This window comes from Acetobacterium bakii, assembly GCF_001263355.1.
Lineage (GTDB): Bacteria > Bacillota > Clostridia > Eubacteriales > Eubacteriaceae > Acetobacterium > Acetobacterium bakii.
Genome location: NZ_LGYO01000009.1, coordinates 45,204 through 68,165 on the forward strand (window position 1 = coordinate 45,204; position 22,962 = coordinate 68,165).

Consider the following 22,962-nt stretch of genomic DNA (forward strand, 5'->3'; position numbering starts at 1 on the left):
GAGAAAATTAAGATAAGGAAACGATATCCAAGGATCGCATCATTAACATAAGAATATGCAATAACATGTGTATGAGAAGACCCATTGATATGTTATACTGAAAAGCGTCGACATCAAGCATAATCGCGGTTTAAAAATTGAAGCATCCTGGTATTGTGAGAAAGAATTGATATGAAATTACATAAATCAAATACAAATTACAGTATGATCATTATCGTACTGATCCTGGTTTTCATTGTTGATGCCTACCTCTTTATTTCTCCGGATCAATCAAAAAATATGATTGATCTGATTAACAATTATATTCTGAATGTGTTTGGATTTATTTATGCCTGGATTGTTCTCCTATCGTTATTGCTATGTATTTACATCGGTGTGAGCCGATTCGGCCCGATTCGGTTAGGTGAAGATAAAAAAGAATACAGTGAATTTTCCTGGGCGGCGATGATGTTCTGTTCATCCATGGCCGCCGGTTTTATTTATTGGGGCAGCATTGAATGGGTGTTTCATTATATGAATCCGCCCTATGGAATCATGCCGCTGAGTACCGAAGCAACCGAATTTGCGGCAACTCTCCCCCTGTTTTATTGGGGATTATCAGCCTGGGGCGTTTATTTGATTCCAGCTGTGGCCTTTGCTTTTTTGCGTTATAATTTAAAAAATGAACGCTTTGATGTAGCCAGCGCCTGTAAACCGCTGTTGGGAAAATACGCTGACGGCGTTGGCGGAAAAATGATTGACATTTTTTTCCTGTTTGGCATTTTAGGCGGGATCGGAACAGCTCTTGGAATTGGTTCACCGTTAGTATCAGCGAGCCTCCATCAGCTTTTTGGTTTCAATGATACACCGATGCTGCGTTTCCTGGTAATTATTGTTGTCACCGTTATTTTTACGGTGTCAGCCTATAATGGTGTCAAAAAAGGAATTCGCATCCTAAGTAATATTAATATTGTTCTAATGTTACTGCTGATTATTTATGTGTTTCTCGTTGGAAACAAGGGTTTCATTGTGAACATGCAAACCACATCCATGGGTATTCTTATTGATAATTTCTTTAAAATGAGCACCTACATGGATCCTGTCAACAATAGTGGAGACCCTCAATCCTGGCTTGTTTTTTATTGGGCCTGGTGGCTTTCCTATTCAATTTTCATGGGACTGTTCATTGCCAAAATATCCCGGGGACGAACCATCAGGCAGGTCATATTCGGAGGATTGTTTTATGGCTTTTTAGGATCGTTTTCCATGTTTTCGGTTCTGGGCAATTATTCCATGGACCTGCAATTACGTGGCGTCATCGATATTGTGAAAGGTGTGACAGAAAATGGCGGACCAGCAACGGTCATCGATATGTTTTCTAAAATGCCTCTTGGGGGAATTGTTGTATTTGTCATTCTGATTACGTCTATTCTTTCCATGGCGACAAGTTTTGACTCCGCCGCCTATACCATGGCCATGGTTTCATCAAAGCAGATACCCTTAAATGGCCGTCCAAGCCGAAAACTAACAATCTTTTGGGCGGTGGCATTAGCAGCCATTCCCATGGCATTAATGATTTTCAATGGCTCCCTAGTTCAGGTTCAGGCACTGACGGTGATTTTAGCATTACCGACCTGTGTGATCTATGTCATCATTGTCATCAGCTGTTTAAAAATGCTGTCCCAATGGAGTGTCATAAACGCACCATCTCAAACCACAGAAAAATGAGCTGGAACACTGAATTTAATCAATAATATAGCACTAAAAGAAGGCTGTATCTAAGATGCAGCCTTTTTTAGTGTTATATTAAATGAAATTATCTGTTGCGGGCTTAGCTCACCAATTTTCTAAATGAAAAACAAAGCCACTAAAGCACCAGCCAATCGGGCTGCCATTACTTTTAAATTTCCCGAACAAATTGGTATATAGTACTTACATGAGGAATCGACCCAACCTTTGTCTTCCCAATAGGAATAATCATAGTTGTTTTGCGCGTGAGAGTTTTTCTGCCAGTATTTTTGCTGAATCTTAAAATACATGAGTGATTGAAATGATGGACATCCCACGCTTTGAGCTTGAATGGAATCGAATAGTGTTTTTGCCGTCTGTTTAATTTTCCGGTGATATCTGGCTTTAATTTCATGAACCGGGAGATTACTTTCAGCCCGAAACTTTGCCTTAAAAGCAACCTGTAATCCCCAAGTATTTAGGGCTCTCGCCATTGTATTGACGGCATGCATGGTGGACCCGCCGCCTGAAGTTGTTATGACAGCCGCTGCTTTGCCTGCAAAAGCTGGACGGTGAGAATTAAATGCCATTCGATCAATCCAATTTTTCATAATTCCGTTAACATCTTCAACATAAACCGGGCTTCCCAAAATAATTCCATCTGCCCCACTGATTCTATCTCGAAGTTTCAGGAGATCGTCGTTTAACGGGCAGCAGGTCTCCCCTTTATCAAAGCAGATTCGACAGCCACAACAAAATTCAAGATTTAATTCACTTAATTGGATCCGCTCAAAAACCATGGGTATTTCATATATCTTTCCAATTTTCTGAAGTTCAGATTCAATTTGTGTGATAAAACGCGAAGTATTTCCGCTCTTTCTGCCACTGCTTATCAGTGTAATTATTTTCATTATAGGCACTCTACTTTCATCAATCAGCTCACATGTATCATATTCTAATCATATCATATCGTTAATACATTTTCATCAATATACTTGAATTTAATTCCCTGATATAGTAAAGTATAAGTGAAAAATTTCATTCAACAGATTATATATACAGGGGATGAAACAAAATAGTTGAATAACCTTTGGAGTTATGGATAGCTGAAATCATACTAAGAGGAAAGGTGCGATACTATGGAAATAATTGAAAATGTCTATCAACTTGATTGCTCAGAAGGCAGTCATATATTTTTAATCAAATCAAATGACAGTGTTTTAATTGATACCGGTATGCCAGGACAGAAGAACAAAATTATAACGGAGATCGAAAGACTCAATATACCCATTAAAACCATCAAAAAAATATTGTTAACCCATCATGATATCGACCATATCGGCAATGCGATACAACTGCAGGAGGCAACTCAAGCTGAACTTTGGGCACCTAAAGAAGATGTCCCCTACATAAATGGAGAGAAAAACCGCCCCGGATTAAAAGGTATCATTTCAACCATCATGCGCCCTCCTAAACCTATTATTTCTCACACCTATAATGAGAATCAATCCTTTGGAGAAATTCAAGTGATTCATGCCCCCGGTCATACTCCTGGCCATTCGATTATATTATACCGGAATGTTTTATTTATTGGTGATCTGTTCAGGGTTGTGAATGGAAAATTTGACCTTCTGCCTCGATTTATGAGCTGGCATCATGAAGAAGCGAAAAAATCGATTTCGATTTTAAAAAATCTGAATTACGATTGGATTTGTCCTTCACACGGCATGCCTGTCCAAAGAGGTGTAGCATCCGAGGAATTTCTTAATAAATTTTAAAGAAACGAATGGAAATTGACCGCAAAGTTTATGCAGCAGTCGCCATTTGTTTCATTATTACTACCCAATTTATGCTATAATTGAGCAGATAATAAGTTGATTATTTATTAACAATCAACTTCTAAAAAAAAATTCCTGAAATGGGATAGGAGAGTTTTGATGCGCCCTGTTAATAAAGATTGGAAAGATAAATTAAATCGGATCATCAATGGCACTGATACACGGCTTGGCCGTTTATTTGACACCATCCTGATCATCGCTATTTCGATCAGTTGTTTTCTAATTATTATCGATAGTGTCGAAACTATCCACGCCTCATATGGGGCTGTGATTACTCTTTTTCAAAGCTTGTTTTTGATCCTCTTTACTATTGAGTATATCCTTCGTTTGATTGTAACACCAAGAAAACGTGATTACATATTCAGTTTTTATGGCATCATCGATTTTATTGCCATCGCTCCGATTTATCTCAGCTTTTTTATTTCATTTGAGAGTCTTTTCCCGATTATCCGGGTCCTGCGTCTTCTTCGCCTGTTTAGTGTGTTAAAAATGGCACGTTACATTGATGAATCGGGGGCTTTGTTAAAAGCTCTTCGTGCCAGCAAAGCAAAAATAACCGTATTTCTTTTTACACTTCTGTTTATTATCATTATTGTCAGTACCCTGATGTACATCATTGAAGGACCTGAAAATGGCTTTGTCAGCATCCCTGAGTCCATGTACTGGGCGGTTGTTACCGTATCCACTGTGGGTTATGGGGATGTCTCTCCTCAAACTGGGTTAGGCAAACTGCTGGCTAGTGCTTTGATGCTGGTCGGGTATAGCATTATCGCTGTGCCTACAGGGATTATCACCAGTGAGATTTCCCATATTACCAGAGAAAAAAATAATTCAAACTCAAAAAAATGCAAGGTCTGCGGTAATTCAAAACATTCTAAAGAATCAAAATACTGTAATCAATGTGGGGGAAAACTGTGATTTCTCCATAAATCATGCATAGAAGCTACAGTCTGAATAAATTAATTTCTATGTGAGCGATTTTTTCTATTTAATAAATTTACTAGTCAATGTCTCCTAATATAAAAAATCATAAATATCTTGATTGTTGATTGATTTTGGTTTATGATCGTTTTAGAAAAAACTATTACAAAAGAAACGCGGTGCAAATCTGCGACAGTTTCTTTGCTACTGTAAGGAGTATATGGACGTATTCAGTCATTGGGTTAACCGAGAAGGCTGTATACCGAACGTCCCTCCAAGTCAGGATATTTTTGTAAAAGTACTATCTGTTTAAAGCTTCAAAGAAGGCTTAAAATTGTGATCACTATATTGAAATGACCCACTTCAGATCCCTGAGATCGAAGGTATCACCGTATATCACTTTATTTGAAACCTTTTTTTGAAAAGGTTTTTTATTTTTTTGAAAAACAAAAAAATAACTTGAAAAGAGGAAGCTATGAAAAGTATCGTCGTTAAAAAAAAATCCGTTAAAGTGCTTATTGAAAATTTGCTAAAAAGGAAGCCCCTTAAGGAAAATTCACCAGTCTTTCATGAGTGTCCGAATGTTGTGAGTATAAGGAGAAATTTTTATGGCGAACAATAAAAACCGTATCTCACTTATTGGACGGATTGGCTGCGGTAAAACCACATTATTTCAACGGCTGACCAATGAATTTATTGCCTATGGAAAAACCCAGCAGGTCACTTATTCCGATCATTTTATTGATACCCCGGGTGAATTTGTTGAATTACCTTGTTTTCGTCCCCAGGCCATCAATGTGACTTGTGACTCGGGGCTGATTATTCTCATCAATTCCAGTACCGATCATCAGAACTCGGTTCCTCCTAATTTTGTCTGCACTTACAACATTCCAGTGATTGGGGTTATCACCAAGATCGATCACAGGCACTGTGATCTCAAACGAAGTTATCGTTACCTGACCTATGCGGGTATCCTTCCTGAAAATATTTATCCAATAAGTGCTATCACCGGAGATGGGATCATTGAGTTAAAAACCATAATTCAAAAATACGTTTCTTTTGAGCACTGATCCTAAGTTAATATTTATTTGGTCGATATCCAGGGTTCATAAGCAGTTTCCGATAAGCCTTCCCCTTCTCTGCCGCCTTTTGAATAGGTTTGTTAGGGTTGAGAGATCGCTTACAAGGCTTTGAAACGCGGTTGCTGTTTTTTATATTTCAGAATTGCCGGAAGTTTTTTCGCTTGGGATCTGCTATAAAATAGTCTGTTCATTGAACAGGCTTGTGACAGCTTCATCATAATCACAAATTTTTTTTGATTTCTTAATTTTTTTCGCATATTTTGCATGATCAGAAAAAATCGGAATCATATAAAACCAGAATTCTTTCATTTTATACAAAACATTTGTATCGCCGTAGAGGACACTTTTATAATCGTCATAAATCTTATCGTGAAAGTCTTTCAGTAATTTTTTTTCAGGCTTAATATGATTTGTAATTTCACCGGTCAGTCCGGGATTGGCTAATAATCCCCTGCCAAACATTATCGTATCCACATTGGGGAAAACATCCAAAAATTCCTTATAATCATCTGGGGTAAAAATATCGCCATTATAACATACCGGATTTTTACTTAAAATCAAGGCGTCCTTAAAAATTTTCAAATTCGGCTTGTTTTTATAAAAATCCTTTTGAATCCTGGGATGAATAATAAGCTCTTCTAAAGGGTATTTGTTGAATATTTCGATTAAATCATAAAATTCTTCTGGTTGGTCTTTTCCTAACCTGGTTTTCAGCGAAATTTTGGTTATGGATTGAGAAAAAATTTCGTTTAAGAATACATCTAGTTCTTCTTTTTTTGAAAGAAAACCAGATCCTCGATATTTTGAAACCACCGTTCCAAAAGGACAGCCTAAATTTAGATTGATCTCATCATAGCCCAGCAGTTTTATTTTTTTTGAAGTATGAACAAAATCCTCGGCATTATTGGTCAGTAATTGCGGAATCACGACCAGTCCCTGGTTATTTTCAGGTAAGATATCATTTAATTCCTTTGTCTTAAAACTCTTGCTTTGATTTGCAACAATGAAAGGTGTAAAGTATTTATCAATATTGTTGAAATAGGCATGATGGGCATTCCTGTAAATATATCCGGTTAAACCTTCCATCGGTGCGAAATAAAATTTCATAGATAATAACTCCTTTATTCTGGCAGTTGCCGTTGTGTTGGAATTTCCAACACAGTAAATTTTAAATTAATCGTCAATAACCAAATAAGCCAATAATAAATTTAGTTGGCCTGGCACCGTTGGTGACATTTCTTCTTTCTATGAAATTTCTAATCTTCTGCACAAATCAGCAGAAATAATTCCCGTTCGACGCCGATTAATTTTGTTTGTTCTTCGAAAGAAAGATTTCGAATTGCTTCAGTAATCGGAGCTTTATCGGCATATAGTGCATCTGCCTTCATTATTATTTTCAATTGTCCCGGGGACATATTCGTTAATTGGTAAGAGGCTGGATTTAGGGTAACGCCGATTCTTTTTTCGTCTTTTATAAATTCAATTCGATTACCGCAGGAAAGATCTTGATCCAGAGGAGTCCAGCCTTCTTCCCTGGCTTTTTCTAATATTTTTTTCATAATAAAACGCCTCCTTTTGCGATAGATCCCTGGAGAAAATCTGATCGATACATTACCATTTATTTTTAGCATGTTCACAGAATGCCAGCAACTTAGTTATGATAATTTTTTCACCGTCCGGCAGTATCACAAATCCGTCATAATATCCGAATAACTGGTGACAGTACATCTGAATAAATGCAATTTTTGTATCGGTCACTTTGTCATAGATCGGCGTCATCACAAACTTGAATTTTCCGTCTTCATCACTAAATTTCCAGGGTTTCATATAATCAGCCGGATCGACTTCAGTATGAAGCCGGCCTAATTTATAGGATTTTCCGTTCCAGAAAAACACATTTTCCGATGCGTATTTTAAATCACCAAATCCCCAGCCAATATTGAACCCAAAGTTGCCACCTTTAATAACGGCTGAACCGTTGCCCCAAAACCATTCCTGTGAAAAAGGCCATACACCTCGGCCCCAATCAAGGACTGCGGTGCTGTTCTCATCGAGTTCTACCCGCCTCTGGCCAAATTGAATGGTTCCTTTTCCGCCGAAATAATTTTCCTTACAGTTTAAATAAAATTTAGTTTTCTTCTCAAAGGGTGTGGCAATGACCATCTTTTCATTATTGACATCATTATTAAGGACAATATCAACAGCGATGTCTCCAATTTTGCCGTCTCTGGCAATTAGCTTTAGGTGACGATGCGTCTCTCCCACTTCAAAGCTCATGGCGTAGTCTTTGCCCTTAACACAAATTAGACTCGGTCGCTCCGGGTCGTTTGGCAGCTCAATGCTTTTTAATGGCAGGGGTTTCATCCTCGAAAATGAGTAACTTTCTTTTGTTACCACATTAAAAAGTTCAGCCGAAAAATTAGCTATATAAGAAATGTTGCCGATTGTCATTTTAAGAACATAGTTACCAATATAGATTTGATAAAAGTCCCATTCTTTAAGAGCAAAGGGATGGGCTTTAATATTCTCTTTGTTATAGTTATACAGCATTTTCACAGCATATCCGGGATTGGTTATACATCCTTGCCCATCCAGCAGATCTATTCGCTGTTCAAGTTTATTTTCCATTTGCAGCCTCCCTATGCTTCATTTTCAACTCCTAATGATTAAGATGTTCTTATTATATGAGTATTTCTTTTCAATTGCAATAAGCATAGGTAATTCATTCCCATATTCATAGAAAAGAGGTATTAAATTCAAATTATTTGAGATTGTTTGATATGAAGTCGATTAATTATTGCTTTAATGTTATAATATGATGAAATTACATATAAAGCATTTGAGTTGAATGAGTATTTTTCGAGATAGTGACGCTTGTTGCGGGCATGTCATTGTCGAGGAAAGGAGATCGGTTCTGCAGGCGGTCCAGGGTTACCGTCTGCTGAAAAAACGGGCGAAGAGCGTGAGCTTTACCTATGACGCCGGTTTTAACCGATTGAATATTAAATTGTAGACTCTCGGTATTTTGAGGAATGTTGATTAATGATTAAACGTAAAGAAAGAAGGTCGTATCATATTGGAAAAAACAATTGCCTCCCCCCAGGGAATCGTTCATTACTGGATTGACAGGCATTCGGATCCCCGGTCGAAATGTCTGGTATTTACCCATGGTCTCACCGCCGACCACCGGATTTTTGGCCGCCAGGTTCCTTATTTTAAAGAGGATTACACTGTTATTACTTGGGATGTGCCCCTTCACGGACTCTCCCGTCCCTATACGGATTTTTCTTTTAATAATGCCGCTCGAGATCTCAATGAAATCCTTATTCAGGAAGGTATCCATGAGGTAGTACTCATTGGCCAGTCTTTGGGAGGCTATGTCTGTCAGCAATTTGCGGTTGATTTCCCTGAAAAAGCGATTGCCTTTGTGGGTGTGGACACCACCCCCTTCGGACTTTCTTATTATTCGCGATCAGACCGATTCTGGCTGCGCCAGGTGGAGTGGATGTCTCGATGCTATCCCCATCATACCCTGGTTAAAGCCATAGCCAAAGGCTGTACCCGTACCCCCGAAGCCTATGCCAACATGATTACCATGCTCGCTCCTTATTCCAAGGCGGAACTCTGCCGGTTGATGGGGATTGCCTATTCGGGTTTTCTCAAGGAAAATAAGGAGACGGATTTTCACTTTCCCGTACTGCTGATTCTCGGTGAATTTGATAACTTCGGGAAGGTTTCTCAATACAATCAGGAATGGGTAAAAAAAACAGGCTATCCCCTTCAGATCATTCCCGCTGCCGCCCATAATTCAAACGAGGACAACCCGGAATTTTTTAATGCCCGGATGGATGAATTTCTGGATAGCCTGTAAGGACTTGATTCGCAGATTTTTATCTAAATTTTTGTCCCAAACGAAACGTTCCTATAGAATATGAATTATGGTGCTACTAACCTCGTTTCAGGACTTCCACCCGTTATATTGCGCCTATACAGGATATACTCAAAAGCTTCCGCTGACCCGGTTTAATCCGGATCTGCGGAAGCTTTTTTTTGACTCTGCTAGTGGGAAAACAATAACAGCACTGAATGCATTGAATAACCGGAATATCCAGGTGCCGATCCAGGCAATCCTTATTGTAGAATCAGTGGAAAGAATGTGCAATTTACGATTAACGACAGGTGAGATGTATTTATATATGAAACGGCTTAAATACGCAGAAGCAGATTTCTGCAGCAATAGCTTCATCCGGATAAACAATCAAATGATCGTCAATATCAAAAAAGTACAGCAATTTGCACCCACTGCTAACGCCAGAATCGAAATAATCTTAAGTGACGGTTCCACGTATTTTATTAGTAGACACTACATTGTTGTGCGCATATCGTTTGCGGTTCCTTTTATATGGGTAATTCGTTACCAATCATTTACGACTTGCTAATTTCTTTTAATCACCAAGTTCAAATGTCCATTTTGCTCTTCCATGCTCTCTTGTGATGGTTATCTTCGGCTTCAAATGCTGTAATTTAAGCCCGAGCCAGAAATGGCTTGCACAGATGCCGATATCAACATTGGGATGCTCCCATTTCAGATGTTTGTATCCCTGGGGCATGGCAATCGTAATTTTTTTCCCCTCATTTAAAATATCAAAGCGCCAATGCTGGCTATTGGCCGCAGAGGGAGCTAATCTTGCCAAATTAAGAGCATATTTAACCGAAGCTGATATGAATTCCATTGATTGGCTGGATATCATAAGTTCTTCAAGAGGCTTTCGTTTATAGCTGATGAATTTTTCTGTAATACGATCCACCATCCGGAGTCCTTTTTCATTGTGATAACCTAAAGGAGTAATGCAAATGGTACGTCTTCCTTCGACTTCCCCTTTGGCATAGCCATACCCCATATTTGCAGTTTGAAGATCCTCTTCTTTTTCCAAATGGGGCATACATTTTTCAAGCTCTTCTAATTTATAATGTCCATACCAGCAGGTTGCTATACCAAGGCTTTGAGCATAAAGAATGGCCAATTCACCAATAAATCCGGTTTTTGAAACAGACACGACATCCGTCTCCGAAAGAAACGCTAAATTATCTGGAGGCGAAACCATGCTAAAATACAATCGCTTCGTCGGTTTAGCCTTAAAAAAACGACATTCAACAGTGTGTTCAAAGGGGACCTCAATGCTTCTTATATCGTTTTTAAGCGCCTGAAGCTGTTCTGTTTTAATTTCGACGATCTGGAAATTTCTTGCAGATCGTCTGATTTTGATGACATCTTCCCAGTTAATGTTTATCATTTTGATCACCTCTCTTAATATTACAAACGACAAATTATCAGTATAAATGCGCAATCCAATGTTAAATTCTGTTCTTTTTAGCTTACTCCTTCAAAGGCACCTTGCCTTTTTTTATCATCTTGAAATGTCAACGGAATAGGATTGTAATGGTATATCTTTGGGTATATTGTTTGTATTATACCAAAGGAGGTATTTGATATGAGCGTTGGAAGATCCGGATGGCAATCAAATTTTAATCGATCAGTTTGTTTAGAATACTTAGGTCAGGGGGACGGTTCTGTCAAATTTAATGAAAGAAATCTGTATTCAGATCCGTCCCTCATATTTCCTCGAAAAAAAGAAGTGATCCAAAAATGAATTTATTGTTCCTTAAAAGTCTGGGATATTTTAGAAAGTCAAGTGTCCGGCGCGGTCAACCTGGATGCTTATTTTCTGGAATAATCTTCAACAGGCATTTGACATTACCCAATTGATGCTTTTCAGGAGCTTCACCACACCCTGACAGCTAGTAGGTCAAATAGCTTATGACTCATGTCATTTATTAGATCTTTCAATTCTATGTTTTCTATATAATAGCATTTTCTTTTTCATGTGACTGCTTTTCCAGCCAACACTTATCCTTTATGTTCCCATCTCTCTTTCGGCAATCAACCATGTTACACAATTTTTCGAAATCTTTAAGTGGCAAGCCTGTCGTTATAGGTACAGCCTGGTTCCCAGCACAGTCGTATTGATTGAAAATATTGTATCATTTTATTACTACTAATGAAAGAATAAAAGCACAAAAAAAAACATCCGAAATCTTTGCATTATTATGGTTTGACACACAAATGACACATAGTAATTATACAATTCCACCATTAAAGTATATTAGAAAAAACGAATATAGGAGGAATTAAAATGAAATCAAATGCTATTTTATTAACATCATTACCTGCAAATCGGGAACCCTAGGCCATCATACAACACCTCATCACTCAGAACCATCATTTAAAAAATTAATCAGACAAAGAGGTATTATATGAATATTAACTGGAATAAAGCTGCGAAATGGTCCAGACTGCTGGTTTTGGTTGGTCTCCTGGCATGGATCACCTATGAATCTTACATGCATCAGGTTCTTGGAGGCGGAAAAGCACCTTCGATCCATGCACTGTGCCCATACGGCGCATTAGAAAGCCTGTATGCTTTGCTCTTTACGGGGAGTTTTATCAAGAAAATTTATTCTGGAACAGTGGTCATACTGGCTGTTACTGTGATACTGGCCGTGCTATTTCGCAGAAGTTTTTGCGGATTGCTTTGTCCCTTTGGAGCGCTGCAGGAAGTATTTGCGAAGATTGGACAGAAAATATTTAAAAAGCGTTTTATCATTCCCCTAAAAGTCGATCGCGTGGCACGGTATCTCAAATACGCCGTTCTCCTACTCACCCTGGGAATGGCCTGGTATTATGGATCTCTATGGATGTCGGCCTATGATCCGTATTCAGCCTATTCCCATATTTGGTCAATAGCCGGTTCCATTGAAGAAGATCCGTTGGTGATCATCGGTTTCGCACTGCTGCTTATCACAATGGTCGGTTCATTTCTGTATGATCGATTCTTCTGTAAATATCTGTGCCCCGCCGGTGCGTTCTATGCAATCATTGGCAAAATAAGCCCCACAAAAATTGAGCGGAATGATGATCTTTGCGTCCACTGCAAATTGTGCAACAAATCCTGTCCGGTGAACATTGATATTGAACAATCGGTTAAAATTACCGATGCTGAATGTATCAACTGCAACGAATGCGTTCTGGCCTGCCCCAAAAAAGGTGCCCTTGAAATTAAAACCGCCAGAAAAACTGTTCATCCCATGGTCATTTTAGTCCTGGTGGTCGGCATATTCTTTGGAACGATTGTTATTGCCCAGTTAACCGGCAATTTTGAAGTACTGCCCAAAGCCGTTGAAGAAGGTCAGCTTCTTCCTATTTATGAAGTCAAAGGCTACAACACCATTGAAGAAGCGGCAGCCCTATCCGGTTTAACCCTGGAAGAAGTTTACAAACAGCTGGGCATTCCGGAAGGCGCTTCCAAGACTACCCAGTTCAAGAATATTTCCGCACAATATCCGGACTATAAATTTGATGAGGCAAAAGTAAATGCCGGCGGAACCGAAAGCGATTCAGTCCAGACGGTACCCTTAGAAAATACAGGGTCTTCAGAAAAGATTGATGTCAGTGGCATTAAAGGTTCTATGAGCATCCAAGAAGCCATGGATACCCTGAGCATGGATTCGGCAGCCTTCTATGCGCTTTTCAAAATTCCGGAATCCGTTCCAGCCCAAACCCTCTTAAAAGAAATTTCAGCGGTTTCACCCGGCTATGAGTTTCAGCAGATCAAAGATTCATTGCAGTAAGATTAAGCTGAGTAAGTTTTTTATTTTACGCAAACATGAAAAGAACCTCATTTTCAATTTGAAAATGAGGTTCTTTTGCATTCAATCATAAGGTTAGCTGAACCTGCACCAATGCAGTGCAAATGAAAGCAGCCATAGAAAAGAAAGTTGGATAATCGGTCAACATCAATAATATTGAACAATTATTCCTTTACAACCGACTCTAACCAACTATTTTAAATCATTCATTTAAAATAGCATGGAAAGAATCATTTCATCAATAATAATCTCCATTTCTTCTTCGCCAAATTCTTCTTCGTGGGATTTTTTCAAATCATCAAACAGCATTTCAACCGTTTTTTTCTCTTCCATCATAACCTCAATATTTTCCATATTCATGGACAAATTCATGAGCCGCCCGAATGTTTTCAAAACGGCCGTCATTAAGCGAAAGCATTAATTTATCTGTTGTAAAGATAAAGCCTCCTCCGGGAGCACATTCATCAATAACTCGTTTAGCCGTATCAATGCATTGCTGTTTTGTGCCATAGGCCAGCTGGGAAATCGGCATTCCACCGGCGACACAAAGATAATTACCGACACGTTTTTTTATTTCATGCAGATTCCCATATTCGAAGATACCTAAAATTCTCCCTTTGGGAAAGGATTCAAAATATTCCAGATAGGGTGTCCAGTCATTTTCCAAAAAAAGACAAACCGTATAATCAGCACGTGTATATAATTCCAAAACCTGAATCAGAAAAGGCAGATAAAACTTTTCAAAATCTTTCGGCTTTAGGAAGGTTCCAAGATGTAGTGGTATCATCACAATATGTCCATCTTCTGGAGTATTATAAATTTTCATTTTCATTTCAGTGATACATGAAGTGAGCACCGATGATGCTTCTAAAAAGAGCTGAGGACAACGGTTAATATCGGTGACCACCCCCTGAAAACCCCTGAAAAATTCATGGAGAATATCCGGTCCGAAGGAAGCGACTGTTCGTGCTAAAACAGGGATACCTAAAACGTTTTCAGTTTGTTCAAACAAATACATACTCTTCTGACGATGATCACGATAAGCCTGGAACGCCTGATTGAGTGCCTGGGCTGACCGGGTGTCCCCATAACTCAGAATCTCAAATTTCTTTGGAAAAAACTCGTTTAGCATAAATTTCAGCGGATCTTTAATTAGAGCGTAATAGTCCGAAACGTCCATATAACAGCTGTTACGTTCTTCATAATTAACGATTCCATCGGACAGCACATAACTTCCGGTGTTATTGAGTGTGTTAAAAAGCGATTCGATCCAAAGATTGCCGAGACTATATAATCCATCGATATAAATTTCAGAAAATGTTTTTTTAAAGGCATCGAAAAAAAGAAGTGGATTCTTTAAAACTTCACTTGAAGATAATCCGCAATGATGAACCGGCCACATTTCAGACATAAATAAAATTGGCACCCGATCAGGTATTTGTCTCTTGAAAGCAAGATTGAAACGATTTAGTCTTTGTGTATAAAGTTCTTCTTTTAAAGAATACATACTGAACCCCTTCGTATGTTTTTCATGATTATAACACAAAGGATTCAACTATTCTTATCAATACCAAAAATTTATCCGTTATATTTCTGAGTTTTTTCAGTCATCCAGGTACGATCATGAAGCTTGAGATGTTTTTGTGATTAACTTAAAAATTAAGCTCTATTCCAACGGTTCACCTGATGAGGTTCATGTCGAAATAAAGCTTAATACATGTCTTTAATTACTTAATTAGAACATTTCTTTGCTGAGCTCGTCGATGATTTCACTGGTTGCTTCATAAACACCTGGGAATGAGCTGATGTTCAACCCTTGACTTAAACATGGGATGAAATAAAGCTTACCGCATTCTTCACAGGCCTTTTTTGTGTCTTCGTAAATGCGTTCTCGAGTCCAGCCGGGGAAATCGACTCGGCCGCTGTCAATATCTCCCATAAATGTAATCTTTCCGCCATATTGTTTGATGAGTTCAGGCACATTGTTGGTGGTCATAACACCCTGCCAGATATCGATACCCATTTCAATCATTTCCGGAACCAGATTGGCGGCATAGCTGTCGCTGTGGTGAACAATCAATTCGACGCCATTGGCCTTCCAGTATCCATATACTTTTTTGTAAGCCGGCAGAATAAACTCGTCGAACATTGCCGGTGAGATGAAGGATGAACGTTGGCTGCCCCAGTCGTCATGATGGAATAAAGCATCCGGATGAATGTGCTTAACCACTTCCGCTGCATATGCCAGCTCATACTCAACAATATAATCAATCAATTCTTTCATGGCTTCAGGTTCTTCATAGAGGGCCATCAATGCGTCTTCCATACTCATGAGATGATGGGTCATTTCAAAAATCCCAGGGGCACAAAAAGCAGTTACAAATTTGTCATTGCGGTCCACCGAATTAGCATGCGCTTCTGCTGCAGCCCATTCTTCATCGGTATAAAAAACAGTGGGAGCTTTTACGCTTTCTTTCCAATTTAAAATATCTTTCAGTGCCTTGTGTTCCTCATCATGCATGGGAAAAGAACCGATTTGATCTGCGGGCCAATCGAAGGTGATACCCCATTTATTTTTGACTCTTGTGCCTGGACCTGGGGCCAGGGGTAGATCCATTGGGGCTTCCAAAATGATATCCATAAATTCATATTGATTCACAAAACGATCGGGATTTCCACCTTTAATCGTTTCCATTAAATTCTGTCTTTTCGTTAACATAATTGTTCCTCCTTAGATTTTTATTCGTTTATATTTGTTGCGAATTCATTAATATTCAATCTTTATGTCTTGCTGTTAGTGCAAAATGATTTTGCACTAACAGCAAGTGTATCCGACCTGGAATGGTAAATTGTTTGACCTCAACAGACTGCGGGGTTCGTCGAAGTTCTTGTTAGTGGGTTGGCTGGATTACGCGGTTGCCAGTTCTTTGGCTTCCACTGCCGCTGTCCCGGCATCGGGAGCAAATCCATCGGCGCCAATTTCGGCTGCATATTCCGGTGTTACCGGTGCCCCCCCCACTATAACCTTGAATCCGGTTAAACCGCTGGCTTTAATGGCGGCAACAGCTTCTTTCATGGCTGGCATGGTGGAGGTCAGTAGACCCGAGCAGGCTACAATTTTTACGTTGTCGTTATCTTTAATGGCCTGAACAAAAGTATCCGCCGGTACGTCAACCCCAAGGTCAACCATGTCAAATCCGGCACTTTCGATCATCAGTGATACCAGATTTTTGCCGATATCATGTAAATCCCCGGCAACAGTGCCGATGACGCAGGTGCCCAATTTAGAGGAACCGTCTCCGGCCAGGTGGGGTTTCAAAACATCCACGCCCTTTGACATGGCTTTGGCGGCGATGAGCATTTCCGGGACAAAAATTTCTCCGCTGGAGAATTTTTCTCCGACAACGCCCATGGATTCAATCATGGCATCCAGAATATCCTGGGGATTATTCCCGGCATCCAGTGCTTCCAGTACCAGACCCGGAACGAGTTTGGATTTTCCTGCTTCTACCTTGGCTTTTACTTCTTCAATTTTAGTCATGTTTTCTTCCTCCAAATTATTTATTTATTCAGACAATTTACGGATATACTATAAATTGATTGATTATTTAATTTATTCAGTCAATATTTATTATCAATGTCTTATATTGTTCAGTGTTATTTTAGGGAGTGATGTTTGTTGATATAAATAATTTTGTAATGTCTTAGGCGGACATCTCGGGATCATGGTTGTTTTATTTTATGTTGCCAAAGATGCCATCTCGATAGGCACCGATGTATTCCATACAGTATTCGTCGTCGCCCAGCAGAGCTTCAGTGGCAAAGATGATGCCCATCAGATCACGGTTGGTTGGATCCAGAATGGCACTGTCCATGCCGGCATTCATAGCTAAAACAGTAAAACCCATATTGACCATTTTACGCACTGGCAGGTTAAAGGAAATATTACTTACTGCCCCGGTGACATGGATGGTCGGATACTGTGTTTTTATTTCCCGGATCACTTCAGTGACCATGCTGATCCCTTCTTCGGATGTGCAGAGCATTTCAATTAATGGGTCGATGTGCATTCGGGATGGATTGATTTTATATTCCTGCACCTTTGCCATCAGGTCCGAAAATACGTCCAAACGGTCTTTGGCAGTCTTGGGAATGCCCTTGTCACTGTTTAGCAGCGCAACGCATTCCCATGGGGTATCAGCGATTGCTTTAAATGCAGCTTCAATTTTATCACCTTCCAAAGACACAGAATTGAACAGTCCAGGTTTGTTACAGTAGTTCATGGATTCGATGCAGGTGTACACGTTGGGGCTGTCTACTGCAATGGGGATTTCTGTCACTTCCTGTACCAGGTCAATGAGCCACTTCATGGTTTCCAGTTCAATATCATCGTCCACTGAAGCACAGACATCAATGAAATTGACACCAGCTTCAGTCTGAATTTTCGCAAGATTTCTTATGAAATCAGCATTCCTTTCTGCAATGGCTTTTGCGACAGATGGAATCGCTCCATTAATTTTTTCTCCGATTATAATCATATTCTAACCTCCAAGTTTTTTTTCTAAAAGCTGTTTTACATAATGTATATCCATAAAATTGATTCTAAACACTGTTTTGGGTGCTACTTGTATACACCAGACTCTATAAAAAAATAATGCATCGCTACATATTTTTCTTGATTTGATATTATCACCATATTTACGAAATGTCAACAGTATTTAAATATTTATTTTAAGACCTTACTGACTTTAAGATCGTTTCACAATTGCTTGAGAAAGCTTTTATTTGATACGCCGCTAAGCTGCATATATTCTTTTCGGTAATAAACCGTTATTTTCCCGATAAGTTTTTCGTATTGATCATAATAGGATTCCTCGACTGCCAGTATTGGTGTAAGAAGTGGAATTTTTAAATTTTCGGCAACAAAAGAAGACGCTTCTTCACCAAAAATTTTAAGTTTGCGATTTCGGGTGAAAGCTTCTAATATTTCTGTTAGTTGATCTGGATCAGAATACTTTGCCTGTTTTTTTGAGGAAAGCTCTTTTCGATAAAATAGTTTATAAAGTGTTAGCGCCGCGGGTATATTCCCCATATAAATCAGTTGCGAAAGACAAAATGTTTTGGCTGTTTTCGGATCTGTTTCCGAGATTGGAGGTGCAAAGTTAAAAACAGTGAGCTGTTCGATTCTAATTTGGTCTCGTTTCTCCCCCATATACACTAATTCAGTGGGATTGAATGAGAGTAAGTATTTATTATGTTTCGAGACATTAACATAATAACCCACGCGTTGAATCGCATAAAGATAGCCTTTATTCACTAACTCATTTAATGCTTTTTTCACTGATGATTTACTCGTATCATAAATCTGACAAAATTCGGATTCCGTAGGGAGTTTGTCTCCGGGTTTTAAGGTATTGCTTTTTATTTTTTTGATTACATCCTCTTGAATCACTTGGTAAATTTGTTGTTTCATTTATTCACCTATTACAGAATCTCCTTCGATAAGACAATTTTGATAATGGCAGTAAAGCTGTCCCCAACCAATTGGAGAACCCTCCTGATCTAATATTTTCTGTTCAATAATAAATACCGGATCGTGGGTATTTATTTTAAGCAAGGTGCTTATTTCATTTGATGGCATATCCATTCGAATTGAAATTTTTCGATGAATATCAAACATTGATGTACGATTTGCTATGATTTCCGGAAAAGTTATATAATTAATTTCTTTTTCGACAATCGGAATACCTGTAAAATAAGGAATGTATTTGATATCGTAGGCTGCCAATTTTTTATTACTGTAGAGTAAATGTTTGATAACAACAACCCTTTTGTCCGGAGAGATGTTTAGCTGGTAGATAAGTTCCGCATTTGGTTTGATAATATCAACTTCCATCAAGCGGCTTTCTTTGTTTTTTCCTTTTATAACTTCAAGTTCGTCAAAGGTAAACAAATATTTATCCGTGGCTATTTTTTTTGCGAAATAACCCTTTCCCGGAACAGAGTACAGATATTTCTCATTGACAAGGACATTGAGTGCCTTTCTCACAGTCATCCGGCTCACATTGTATTGACTGGATAATGTATTTTCAGAAGGGAGCGCGTTGTTTGCTGAGATAAATCCATGGGTAATTTGTGTTCGGATGTCATCCGAAATTTTTTGGTATACAGGTATTGCCATGAATTGTCTCCTTCTTTTTATTTTTTCTCCCTGGTCCAAGCCTGAATAATCTCGATCCCTTCGGTAGCATCCCGGCTAAAAGCATCAGCGCCAACAAAATTAAAGGTCTCCTTTGTCAATGGATTTCCCCCAATGATAATTTTCAAGTTTTTTCTTAAATCATGTTTTTCGATTAAATCAACGGTATCTTTCATACTTCGGATTGCAGTGTGTAAAACAACACTCAGTGCAAGAACATCGGGTTTTAGTTTTATGATGTTGTCAACAAATGTTTGGGGATGGACATCAACTCCTAAATCAATAACATGATAACCGCAGGATTGGGCAAGACTCGAGAAAAGATCCTTTCCGATATCATGAAGATCCCCTTTTACAGTTCCAATCAGGATTGTACCGATATTATTCTGATTTTCAAATTCTTTAAAAGGCTGCATTCGTTCCTGGGTCAGAATTTCCTTAAAAATAATTCCGGACATCATTAAATCAGCAATAAAGTAATTCCCTGTTTCATACTCTTTTCCAACATAATCCATGCCTGTTTTAATGCATTCAGTAATATCCTTGGCAGATAATCCCGATGCAAAGGCTTGATCCACCAGCATGAGAACATCTTTCTCATTCACATCTTTCACTGCCTGAATCAGTAAATCTTTCATGAAAATTCCTCAGTTTCTATTATTTATCACAGTATAGCAAATATAAACCAATCTTACAAATATTTCTTATTTCGATCGAATTTTTATGCAAAAGAGACTTTCAATATTTTTATGACAAACGAAACGTCCCCATGGAATGCACAATCATATTTTATAAATATTGTCAGCATTTTGGGGTATAGATAAATTATAGTGGACTGTAATAATAAAAATAAACGGTATATTTAAAAATCTGAAATTAAAGTGTTGACAATTCAAAAATATTTATGAAATTTCATTACATATTGTTTTTTAAAATTAAGCGTTAAACATGGAAGGTGGACTAGATGAAACTATTAAACCTTGTAGAGAAAGTGGATGTCATTGAAATAAAAGGAAGTCCTGATATGGAAATCAGGGGCATTGCATATAATTCAAAGGCTGTCGGAAAAGGTTATATTTTTGTTGCAATCGAAGGTCTGATAACCGATGGACATAACTACATAAGCGATGCACTTGCCAGAGGCGCAGAAGTTATTTTTGTGACAAAAAACATTGAGATAATAGAAAATGTTGTTATTGTTAGAGTTAAGGATACAAGAGTGGCGCTCAGTGCTTTGTCTTCCGCTTTTTATGGGAACCCTTCCGAAAAGCTGGAATTAATCGGCGTAACCGGCACAAATGGCAAGACTACGACCAGTTATTTTATTCAATCGATATTAAGTACCGGCATAAAAAATATTGGATTAATCGGAACAATCGGCGTTGTCGTTAACAATAAATTAGTTCCTACTACCCACACAACCCCTGAATCTTTGGAGTTGCATGGGCTTTTTAATTCTATGGTTGAGGCAGAAGTCGAAGTTTGTATTATGGAAGTTTCTTCTCATGCTATAAAACTCAAAAGAATCAATGATTGTGACTTTAATATCGGCATTTTCACCAATTTAACCCATGAACATTTGGATTTTCATAAAACCATGGAAGTCTATTACCAGGTCAAAAGACAGCTCTTTCTAATGACAGATCGTTTTAACATCATAAACAACGATGATCCTTTCGGCAATCGGTTAGTAAAAGATCTCATAAACAGAAAAAATGGGCTGGTAACCTATGCTATCAAAACAAAGGGGGATATCACTGCCGATGATATTATTCTAAATCACAGTGGCAGCCAATTTACAATTGTTACACCGACAGGGAAAATAAGAATACAAATAGATTTTCCAGGGCGGTACAACATTTATAATTGCCTGGCAGCAGCTGCCTGTGCCTTCGCTATGGGTATTGATTTAAACAAAATAAAAAAAGGATTAGAAGCAATTAAGTCTATCCCCGGCAGGTTTGAGATTGTTCCTACTTACCGAAACTTCGATGTCATCATCGATTATGCCCATACCCCGGATGGTTTTGAAAATCTCCTTGATACGGTTCGTGAGTTTGCCAAAGGAAGAATCATTATTGTGTTTGGTTGCGTTGGAGAAAGAGATCCTTCCAAAAGAAGTGTGATGGGAAAGATTGCTGCACACTATAGCGACTTATGTGTTTTGACAACAGATAATTGCCGATCGGAAGATCCCCAAAAAATAATTGATGATATAAAAAAAGGGTTCAGTGCAGATACCTCATACATAGAAATTCTGGATCGCGCCCTTGCCATTCGCTATGCCATATTAAAAAACAAACAGGATGATACCATATTGATAACTGGCAAAGGTCATGAACTGCGACAAATAATAGGCAACCAAGTTTTGTACTTTAATGAAAAAGATATCATACAAAAGTCAATCTGTGAACTTCCAAAGTGACGAAGGTAAAAGACCGTCGTCATGTTACTTTCCGCTTAAATAGAACTTAGCTTTTTTTAACGTGTCTCCCCTATCTTCTTTTGCAGGAAACTGCACCAAAAATGCATCAAAACGAAAAAACCTGGTTTTTGATGAAAAAATATTATAGTATATAAGGTATAGGAGGGAAACGAATGAAACTTATATTTAAAACAGATAAAAACATGGCGGCAGAGACCGCGCTTATTTTTACGCATCCAAACGAACAGAGGATAAAACAACAGATAGAAATTGCGGTACAAACGAATGGGAAAACAATAACGGCACTGAATGCATTGAATAACCGGAATATCCAGGTGCCGATCCAGGCAATCCTTATTGTAGAATCTGAGGAACGAATGTGCAATTTACGATTAACGACAGGTGAGATGTATTTATATATGAAACGGCTTAAATACGCGGAAGTAGATTTCTGCAGCAATGGCTTCATACGGATAAACAATCAAATGATTGTCAATATCAAAGAAGTACAGCAATTTGCACCTACTGCTAACGCCAGAATCGAAATAATCTTAAGTGACGGTTCCACGTATTTTATTAGTAGACACTACATTAAAAATTTTAGGAGGGCTTTATCATGATAAAAGATTTAAGACAATCATTCTTTCAGGTATTCGCAGTTACATCGGTATGGATAACACTGCTACTTACTATTTTTTTCAACGGACAAACCATTGCCTTGAGTTATCTATGGAACTTAATTGGGATTTCGACTATTTCGGCACTTCTATTCGGTGTGATTTATAGCGGTTTGTGGAACTATCTTACATTAAAACCAATCAGCAATATTCTGATTGCTTCAATATTGAATATTGCTGGAGGATTAACCGCTGTTTGGCTGTTCTCTTCAGAGATGGTTTCTTTAATTGCACCATGGATTCCAGGGATGGTGATTCTTTCAATCATATTACACACGATTGCATTTCATGTGTATGCAAAGACGGATGCTAAAAAAAAAGCTGAGGAACTGAATGATTTAGTAAAAATTAAAACTAACTAACACACATGCCTTTAATTGAAAATCTCCTGAAAATCTCCTGAAAA

24 protein-coding genes and 1 riboswitch are annotated in these 22,962 nt (G+C 38.4%); of the genes, 11 read left to right on the forward strand and 13 right to left on the reverse strand.

Annotation, left to right across the window (positions count from 1 at the left end):
* The first annotated feature begins 171 nt into the window (after window positions 1-171).
* On the forward strand, window positions 172-1,707 hold the full coding sequence (locus AKG39_RS04820) for a BCCT family transporter (RefSeq protein WP_050739236.1): 1,536 nt from the start codon (window positions 172-174) through the stop codon (window positions 1,705-1,707).
* 119 nt (window positions 1,708-1,826) lie between these two features.
* Here AKG39_RS04820 and AKG39_RS04825 read toward each other — a convergent pair whose 3' ends face one another.
* Entirely contained in the window at window positions 1,827-2,618 is a 792-nt protein-coding gene (locus AKG39_RS04825; RefSeq protein ID WP_050739237.1) for a flavodoxin family protein, read from the reverse strand.
* A 228-nt stretch (window positions 2,619-2,846) separates the two neighbouring features.
* Here AKG39_RS04825 and AKG39_RS04830 point away from each other — a divergent pair, with 228 nt between their 5' ends.
* The 3 genes from AKG39_RS04830 (at window position 2,847) to AKG39_RS04840 (ending at window position 5,536) form a co-directional block, all read left to right on the forward strand.
* Window positions 2,847-3,485 carry an MBL fold metallo-hydrolase gene (locus AKG39_RS04830; RefSeq protein ID WP_050739238.1) on the forward strand — a complete coding sequence of 213 codons (639 nt, stop codon included), beginning with the start codon at window positions 2,847-2,849 and terminating at the stop codon, window positions 3,483-3,485.
* 159 nt (window positions 3,486-3,644) lie between these two features.
* A complete protein-coding gene (locus AKG39_RS04835) occupies window positions 3,645-4,463 on the forward strand; it encodes an ion transporter (RefSeq protein ID WP_050739239.1) in 819 nt (272 codons plus the stop codon).
* A gap of 127 nt (window positions 4,464-4,590) precedes the next feature.
* Window positions 4,591-4,776: riboswitch (cobalamin riboswitch) on the forward strand.
* Window positions 4,777-5,074: 298 nt separating this feature from the next.
* Window positions 5,075-5,536, forward strand: a complete 462-nt coding sequence (locus tag AKG39_RS04840) for a EutP/PduV family microcompartment system protein (RefSeq protein WP_050739240.1) — start codon at window positions 5,075-5,077, stop codon at window positions 5,534-5,536.
* A gap of 183 nt (window positions 5,537-5,719) precedes the next feature.
* On the opposite strand, the gene AKG39_RS04845 is transcribed toward AKG39_RS04840, so the two are convergent.
* The 3 genes from AKG39_RS04845 to AKG39_RS04855 form a co-directional block, all read right to left on the reverse strand.
* On the reverse strand, window positions 5,720-6,655 hold the full coding sequence (locus AKG39_RS04845) for a tRNA dihydrouridine synthase (protein ID WP_050739241.1): 936 nt from the start codon (window positions 6,653-6,655) through the stop codon (window positions 5,720-5,722).
* Between the two features lie 149 nt (window positions 6,656-6,804).
* Entirely contained in the window at window positions 6,805-7,107 is a 303-nt protein-coding gene (locus AKG39_RS04850) for a hypothetical protein (RefSeq protein ID WP_050739242.1), read from the reverse strand.
* A gap of 52 nt (window positions 7,108-7,159) precedes the next feature.
* On the reverse strand, window positions 7,160-8,176 hold the full coding sequence (locus AKG39_RS04855; protein ID WP_050739243.1) for a DUF2804 domain-containing protein: 1,017 nt from the start codon (window positions 8,174-8,176) through the stop codon (window positions 7,160-7,162).
* 220 nt (window positions 8,177-8,396) lie between these two features.
* On the opposite strand from AKG39_RS04855, the gene AKG39_RS19965 reads away from it, so the two are divergent.
* The 3 genes from AKG39_RS19965 (at window position 8,397) to AKG39_RS20845 (ending at window position 9,987) form a co-directional block, all read left to right on the forward strand.
* Window positions 8,397-8,561 (forward strand): hypothetical protein, encoded by a 165-nt coding sequence (locus tag AKG39_RS19965; RefSeq protein ID WP_160316143.1) that lies wholly within the window; start codon window positions 8,397-8,399, stop codon window positions 8,559-8,561.
* Between the two features lie 63 nt (window positions 8,562-8,624).
* Window positions 8,625-9,419: an alpha/beta fold hydrolase gene (locus AKG39_RS04860; protein ID WP_242852556.1), complete on the forward strand. Its 795-nt coding sequence runs from the start codon at window positions 8,625-8,627 to the stop codon at window positions 9,417-9,419.
* Window positions 9,420-9,486: 67 nt separating this feature from the next.
* On the forward strand, window positions 9,487-9,987 hold the full coding sequence (locus tag AKG39_RS20845; protein ID WP_050739245.1) for a LytTR family DNA-binding domain-containing protein: 501 nt from the start codon (window positions 9,487-9,489) through the stop codon (window positions 9,985-9,987).
* A gap of 6 nt (window positions 9,988-9,993) precedes the next feature.
* Here AKG39_RS20845 and AKG39_RS04870 read toward each other — a convergent pair whose 3' ends face one another.
* Window positions 9,994-10,842: a nitroreductase family protein gene (locus AKG39_RS04870; RefSeq protein ID WP_050739246.1), complete on the reverse strand. Its 849-nt coding sequence runs from the start codon at window positions 10,840-10,842 to the stop codon at window positions 9,994-9,996.
* A gap of 1,021 nt (window positions 10,843-11,863) precedes the next feature.
* On the opposite strand from AKG39_RS04870, the gene AKG39_RS04875 reads away from it, so the two are divergent.
* Complete coding sequence (locus AKG39_RS04875) at window positions 11,864-13,237, forward strand: 4Fe-4S binding protein (protein ID WP_050739247.1); 1,374 nt, start codon at window positions 11,864-11,866, stop codon at window positions 13,235-13,237.
* Window positions 13,238-13,465: 228 nt separating this feature from the next.
* On the opposite strand, the gene AKG39_RS19970 is transcribed toward AKG39_RS04875, so the two are convergent.
* From AKG39_RS19970 to AKG39_RS04910, 8 genes are all read right to left on the reverse strand, one after another.
* A complete protein-coding gene (locus tag AKG39_RS19970; protein WP_160316144.1) occupies window positions 13,466-13,609 on the reverse strand; it encodes a hypothetical protein in 144 nt (47 codons plus the stop codon).
* On the reverse strand, window positions 13,596-14,666 hold the full coding sequence (locus AKG39_RS04880; RefSeq protein WP_160316145.1) for a uroporphyrinogen decarboxylase family protein: 1,071 nt from the start codon (window positions 14,664-14,666) through the stop codon (window positions 13,596-13,598). The genes AKG39_RS19970 and AKG39_RS04880 overlap by 14 nt, the downstream gene beginning before the upstream one ends.
* Window positions 14,667-14,990: 324 nt before the next feature.
* Entirely contained in the window at window positions 14,991-15,974 is a 984-nt protein-coding gene (locus AKG39_RS04885; RefSeq protein WP_050739249.1) for a uroporphyrinogen decarboxylase family protein, read from the reverse strand.
* A gap of 189 nt (window positions 15,975-16,163) precedes the next feature.
* Window positions 16,164-16,796, reverse strand: a complete 633-nt coding sequence (locus AKG39_RS04890; protein ID WP_050739250.1) for a corrinoid protein — start codon at window positions 16,794-16,796, stop codon at window positions 16,164-16,166.
* A 193-nt stretch (window positions 16,797-16,989) separates the two neighbouring features.
* Window positions 16,990-17,793 (reverse strand): methyltetrahydrofolate cobalamin methyltransferase, encoded by an 804-nt coding sequence (locus tag AKG39_RS04895; RefSeq protein WP_050739251.1) that lies wholly within the window; start codon window positions 17,791-17,793, stop codon window positions 16,990-16,992.
* A 221-nt stretch (window positions 17,794-18,014) separates the two neighbouring features.
* Entirely contained in the window at window positions 18,015-18,728 is a 714-nt protein-coding gene (locus tag AKG39_RS04900; RefSeq protein ID WP_050739252.1) for a GntR family transcriptional regulator, read from the reverse strand.
* Window positions 18,729-19,436, reverse strand: coding sequence for a GntR family transcriptional regulator (locus AKG39_RS04905; RefSeq protein WP_050739253.1), 708 nt, complete (start codon window positions 19,434-19,436; stop codon window positions 18,729-18,731).
* A 17-nt stretch (window positions 19,437-19,453) separates the two neighbouring features.
* Window positions 19,454-20,092 (reverse strand): cobalamin B12-binding domain-containing protein, encoded by a 639-nt coding sequence (locus AKG39_RS04910; RefSeq protein WP_050739254.1) that lies wholly within the window; start codon window positions 20,090-20,092, stop codon window positions 19,454-19,456.
* A 326-nt stretch (window positions 20,093-20,418) separates the two neighbouring features.
* Here AKG39_RS04910 and AKG39_RS04915 point away from each other — a divergent pair, with 326 nt between their 5' ends.
* The 3 genes from AKG39_RS04915 to AKG39_RS04925 all read left to right on the forward strand — a co-directional run bounded on the left by AKG39_RS04915 (window position 20,419) and on the right by AKG39_RS04925 (window position 22,918).
* Window positions 20,419-21,879 carry a UDP-N-acetylmuramoyl-L-alanyl-D-glutamate--2,6-diaminopimelate ligase gene (locus tag AKG39_RS04915; RefSeq protein ID WP_050739255.1) on the forward strand — a complete coding sequence of 487 codons (1,461 nt, stop codon included), beginning with the start codon at window positions 20,419-20,421 and terminating at the stop codon, window positions 21,877-21,879.
* 173 nt (window positions 21,880-22,052) lie between these two features.
* Window positions 22,053-22,499, forward strand: coding sequence for a LytTR family DNA-binding domain-containing protein (locus AKG39_RS04920; protein WP_050739256.1), 447 nt, complete (start codon window positions 22,053-22,055; stop codon window positions 22,497-22,499).
* Window positions 22,496-22,918 carry a hypothetical protein gene (locus tag AKG39_RS04925; RefSeq protein ID WP_050739257.1) on the forward strand — a complete coding sequence of 141 codons (423 nt, stop codon included), beginning with the start codon at window positions 22,496-22,498 and terminating at the stop codon, window positions 22,916-22,918. The genes AKG39_RS04920 and AKG39_RS04925 overlap by 4 nt, the downstream gene beginning before the upstream one ends.
* Window positions 22,919-22,962 lie beyond the last annotated feature (44 nt).

What these genes read in the sequence shown, in the direction of transcription:
- AKG39_RS04820 (WP_050739236.1), top strand. Translation starts at nt 172, where the DNA reads ATGAAATTACATAAATCAAATACAAATTACAGTATGATCATTATCGTA.
- AKG39_RS04825 (WP_050739237.1), bottom strand. Translation starts at nt 2,618, where the DNA reads ATGAAAATAATTACACTGATAAGCAGTGGCAGAAAGAGCGGAAATACT.
- AKG39_RS04830 (WP_050739238.1), top strand. Translation starts at nt 2,847, where the DNA reads ATGGAAATAATTGAAAATGTCTATCAACTTGATTGCTCAGAAGGCAGT.
- AKG39_RS04835 (WP_050739239.1), top strand. Translation starts at nt 3,645, where the DNA reads ATGCGCCCTGTTAATAAAGATTGGAAAGATAAATTAAATCGGATCATC.
- AKG39_RS04840 (WP_050739240.1), top strand. Translation starts at nt 5,075, where the DNA reads ATGGCGAACAATAAAAACCGTATCTCACTTATTGGACGGATTGGCTGC.
- AKG39_RS04845 (WP_050739241.1), bottom strand. Translation starts at nt 6,655, where the DNA reads ATGAAATTTTATTTCGCACCGATGGAAGGTTTAACCGGATATATTTAC.
- AKG39_RS04850 (WP_050739242.1), bottom strand. Translation starts at nt 7,107, where the DNA reads ATGAAAAAAATATTAGAAAAAGCCAGGGAAGAAGGCTGGACTCCTCTG.
- AKG39_RS04855 (WP_050739243.1), bottom strand. Translation starts at nt 8,176, where the DNA reads ATGGAAAATAAACTTGAACAGCGAATAGATCTGCTGGATGGGCAAGGA.
- AKG39_RS19965 (WP_160316143.1), top strand. Translation starts at nt 8,397, where the DNA reads ATGAGTATTTTTCGAGATAGTGACGCTTGTTGCGGGCATGTCATTGTC.
- AKG39_RS20845 (WP_050739245.1), top strand. Translation starts at nt 9,487, where the DNA reads ATGGTGCTACTAACCTCGTTTCAGGACTTCCACCCGTTATATTGCGCC.
- AKG39_RS04870 (WP_050739246.1), bottom strand. Translation starts at nt 10,842, where the DNA reads ATGATAAACATTAACTGGGAAGATGTCATCAAAATCAGACGATCTGCA.
- AKG39_RS04875 (WP_050739247.1), top strand. Translation starts at nt 11,864, where the DNA reads ATGAATATTAACTGGAATAAAGCTGCGAAATGGTCCAGACTGCTGGTT.
- AKG39_RS19970 (WP_160316144.1), bottom strand. Translation starts at nt 13,609, where the DNA reads ATGGAAAATATTGAGGTTATGATGGAAGAGAAAAAAACGGTTGAAATG.
- AKG39_RS04880 (WP_160316145.1), bottom strand. Translation starts at nt 14,666, where the DNA reads ATGTCTGAAATGTGGCCGGTTCATCATTGCGGATTATCTTCAAGTGAA.
- AKG39_RS04885 (WP_050739249.1), bottom strand. Translation starts at nt 15,974, where the DNA reads ATGTTAACGAAAAGACAGAATTTAATGGAAACGATTAAAGGTGGAAAT.
- AKG39_RS04890 (WP_050739250.1), bottom strand. Translation starts at nt 16,796, where the DNA reads ATGACTAAAATTGAAGAAGTAAAAGCCAAGGTAGAAGCAGGAAAATCC.
- AKG39_RS04895 (WP_050739251.1), bottom strand. Translation starts at nt 17,793, where the DNA reads ATGATTATAATCGGAGAAAAAATTAATGGAGCGATTCCATCTGTCGCA.
- AKG39_RS04900 (WP_050739252.1), bottom strand. Translation starts at nt 18,728, where the DNA reads ATGAAACAACAAATTTACCAAGTGATTCAAGAGGATGTAATCAAAAAA.
- AKG39_RS04905 (WP_050739253.1), bottom strand. Translation starts at nt 19,436, where the DNA reads ATGGCAATACCTGTATACCAAAAAATTTCGGATGACATCCGAACACAA.
- AKG39_RS04910 (WP_050739254.1), bottom strand. Translation starts at nt 20,092, where the DNA reads ATGAAAGATTTACTGATTCAGGCAGTGAAAGATGTGAATGAGAAAGAT.
- AKG39_RS04915 (WP_050739255.1), top strand. Translation starts at nt 20,419, where the DNA reads ATGAAACTATTAAACCTTGTAGAGAAAGTGGATGTCATTGAAATAAAA.
- AKG39_RS04920 (WP_050739256.1), top strand. Translation starts at nt 22,053, where the DNA reads ATGAAACTTATATTTAAAACAGATAAAAACATGGCGGCAGAGACCGCG.
- AKG39_RS04925 (WP_050739257.1), top strand. Translation starts at nt 22,496, where the DNA reads ATGATAAAAGATTTAAGACAATCATTCTTTCAGGTATTCGCAGTTACA.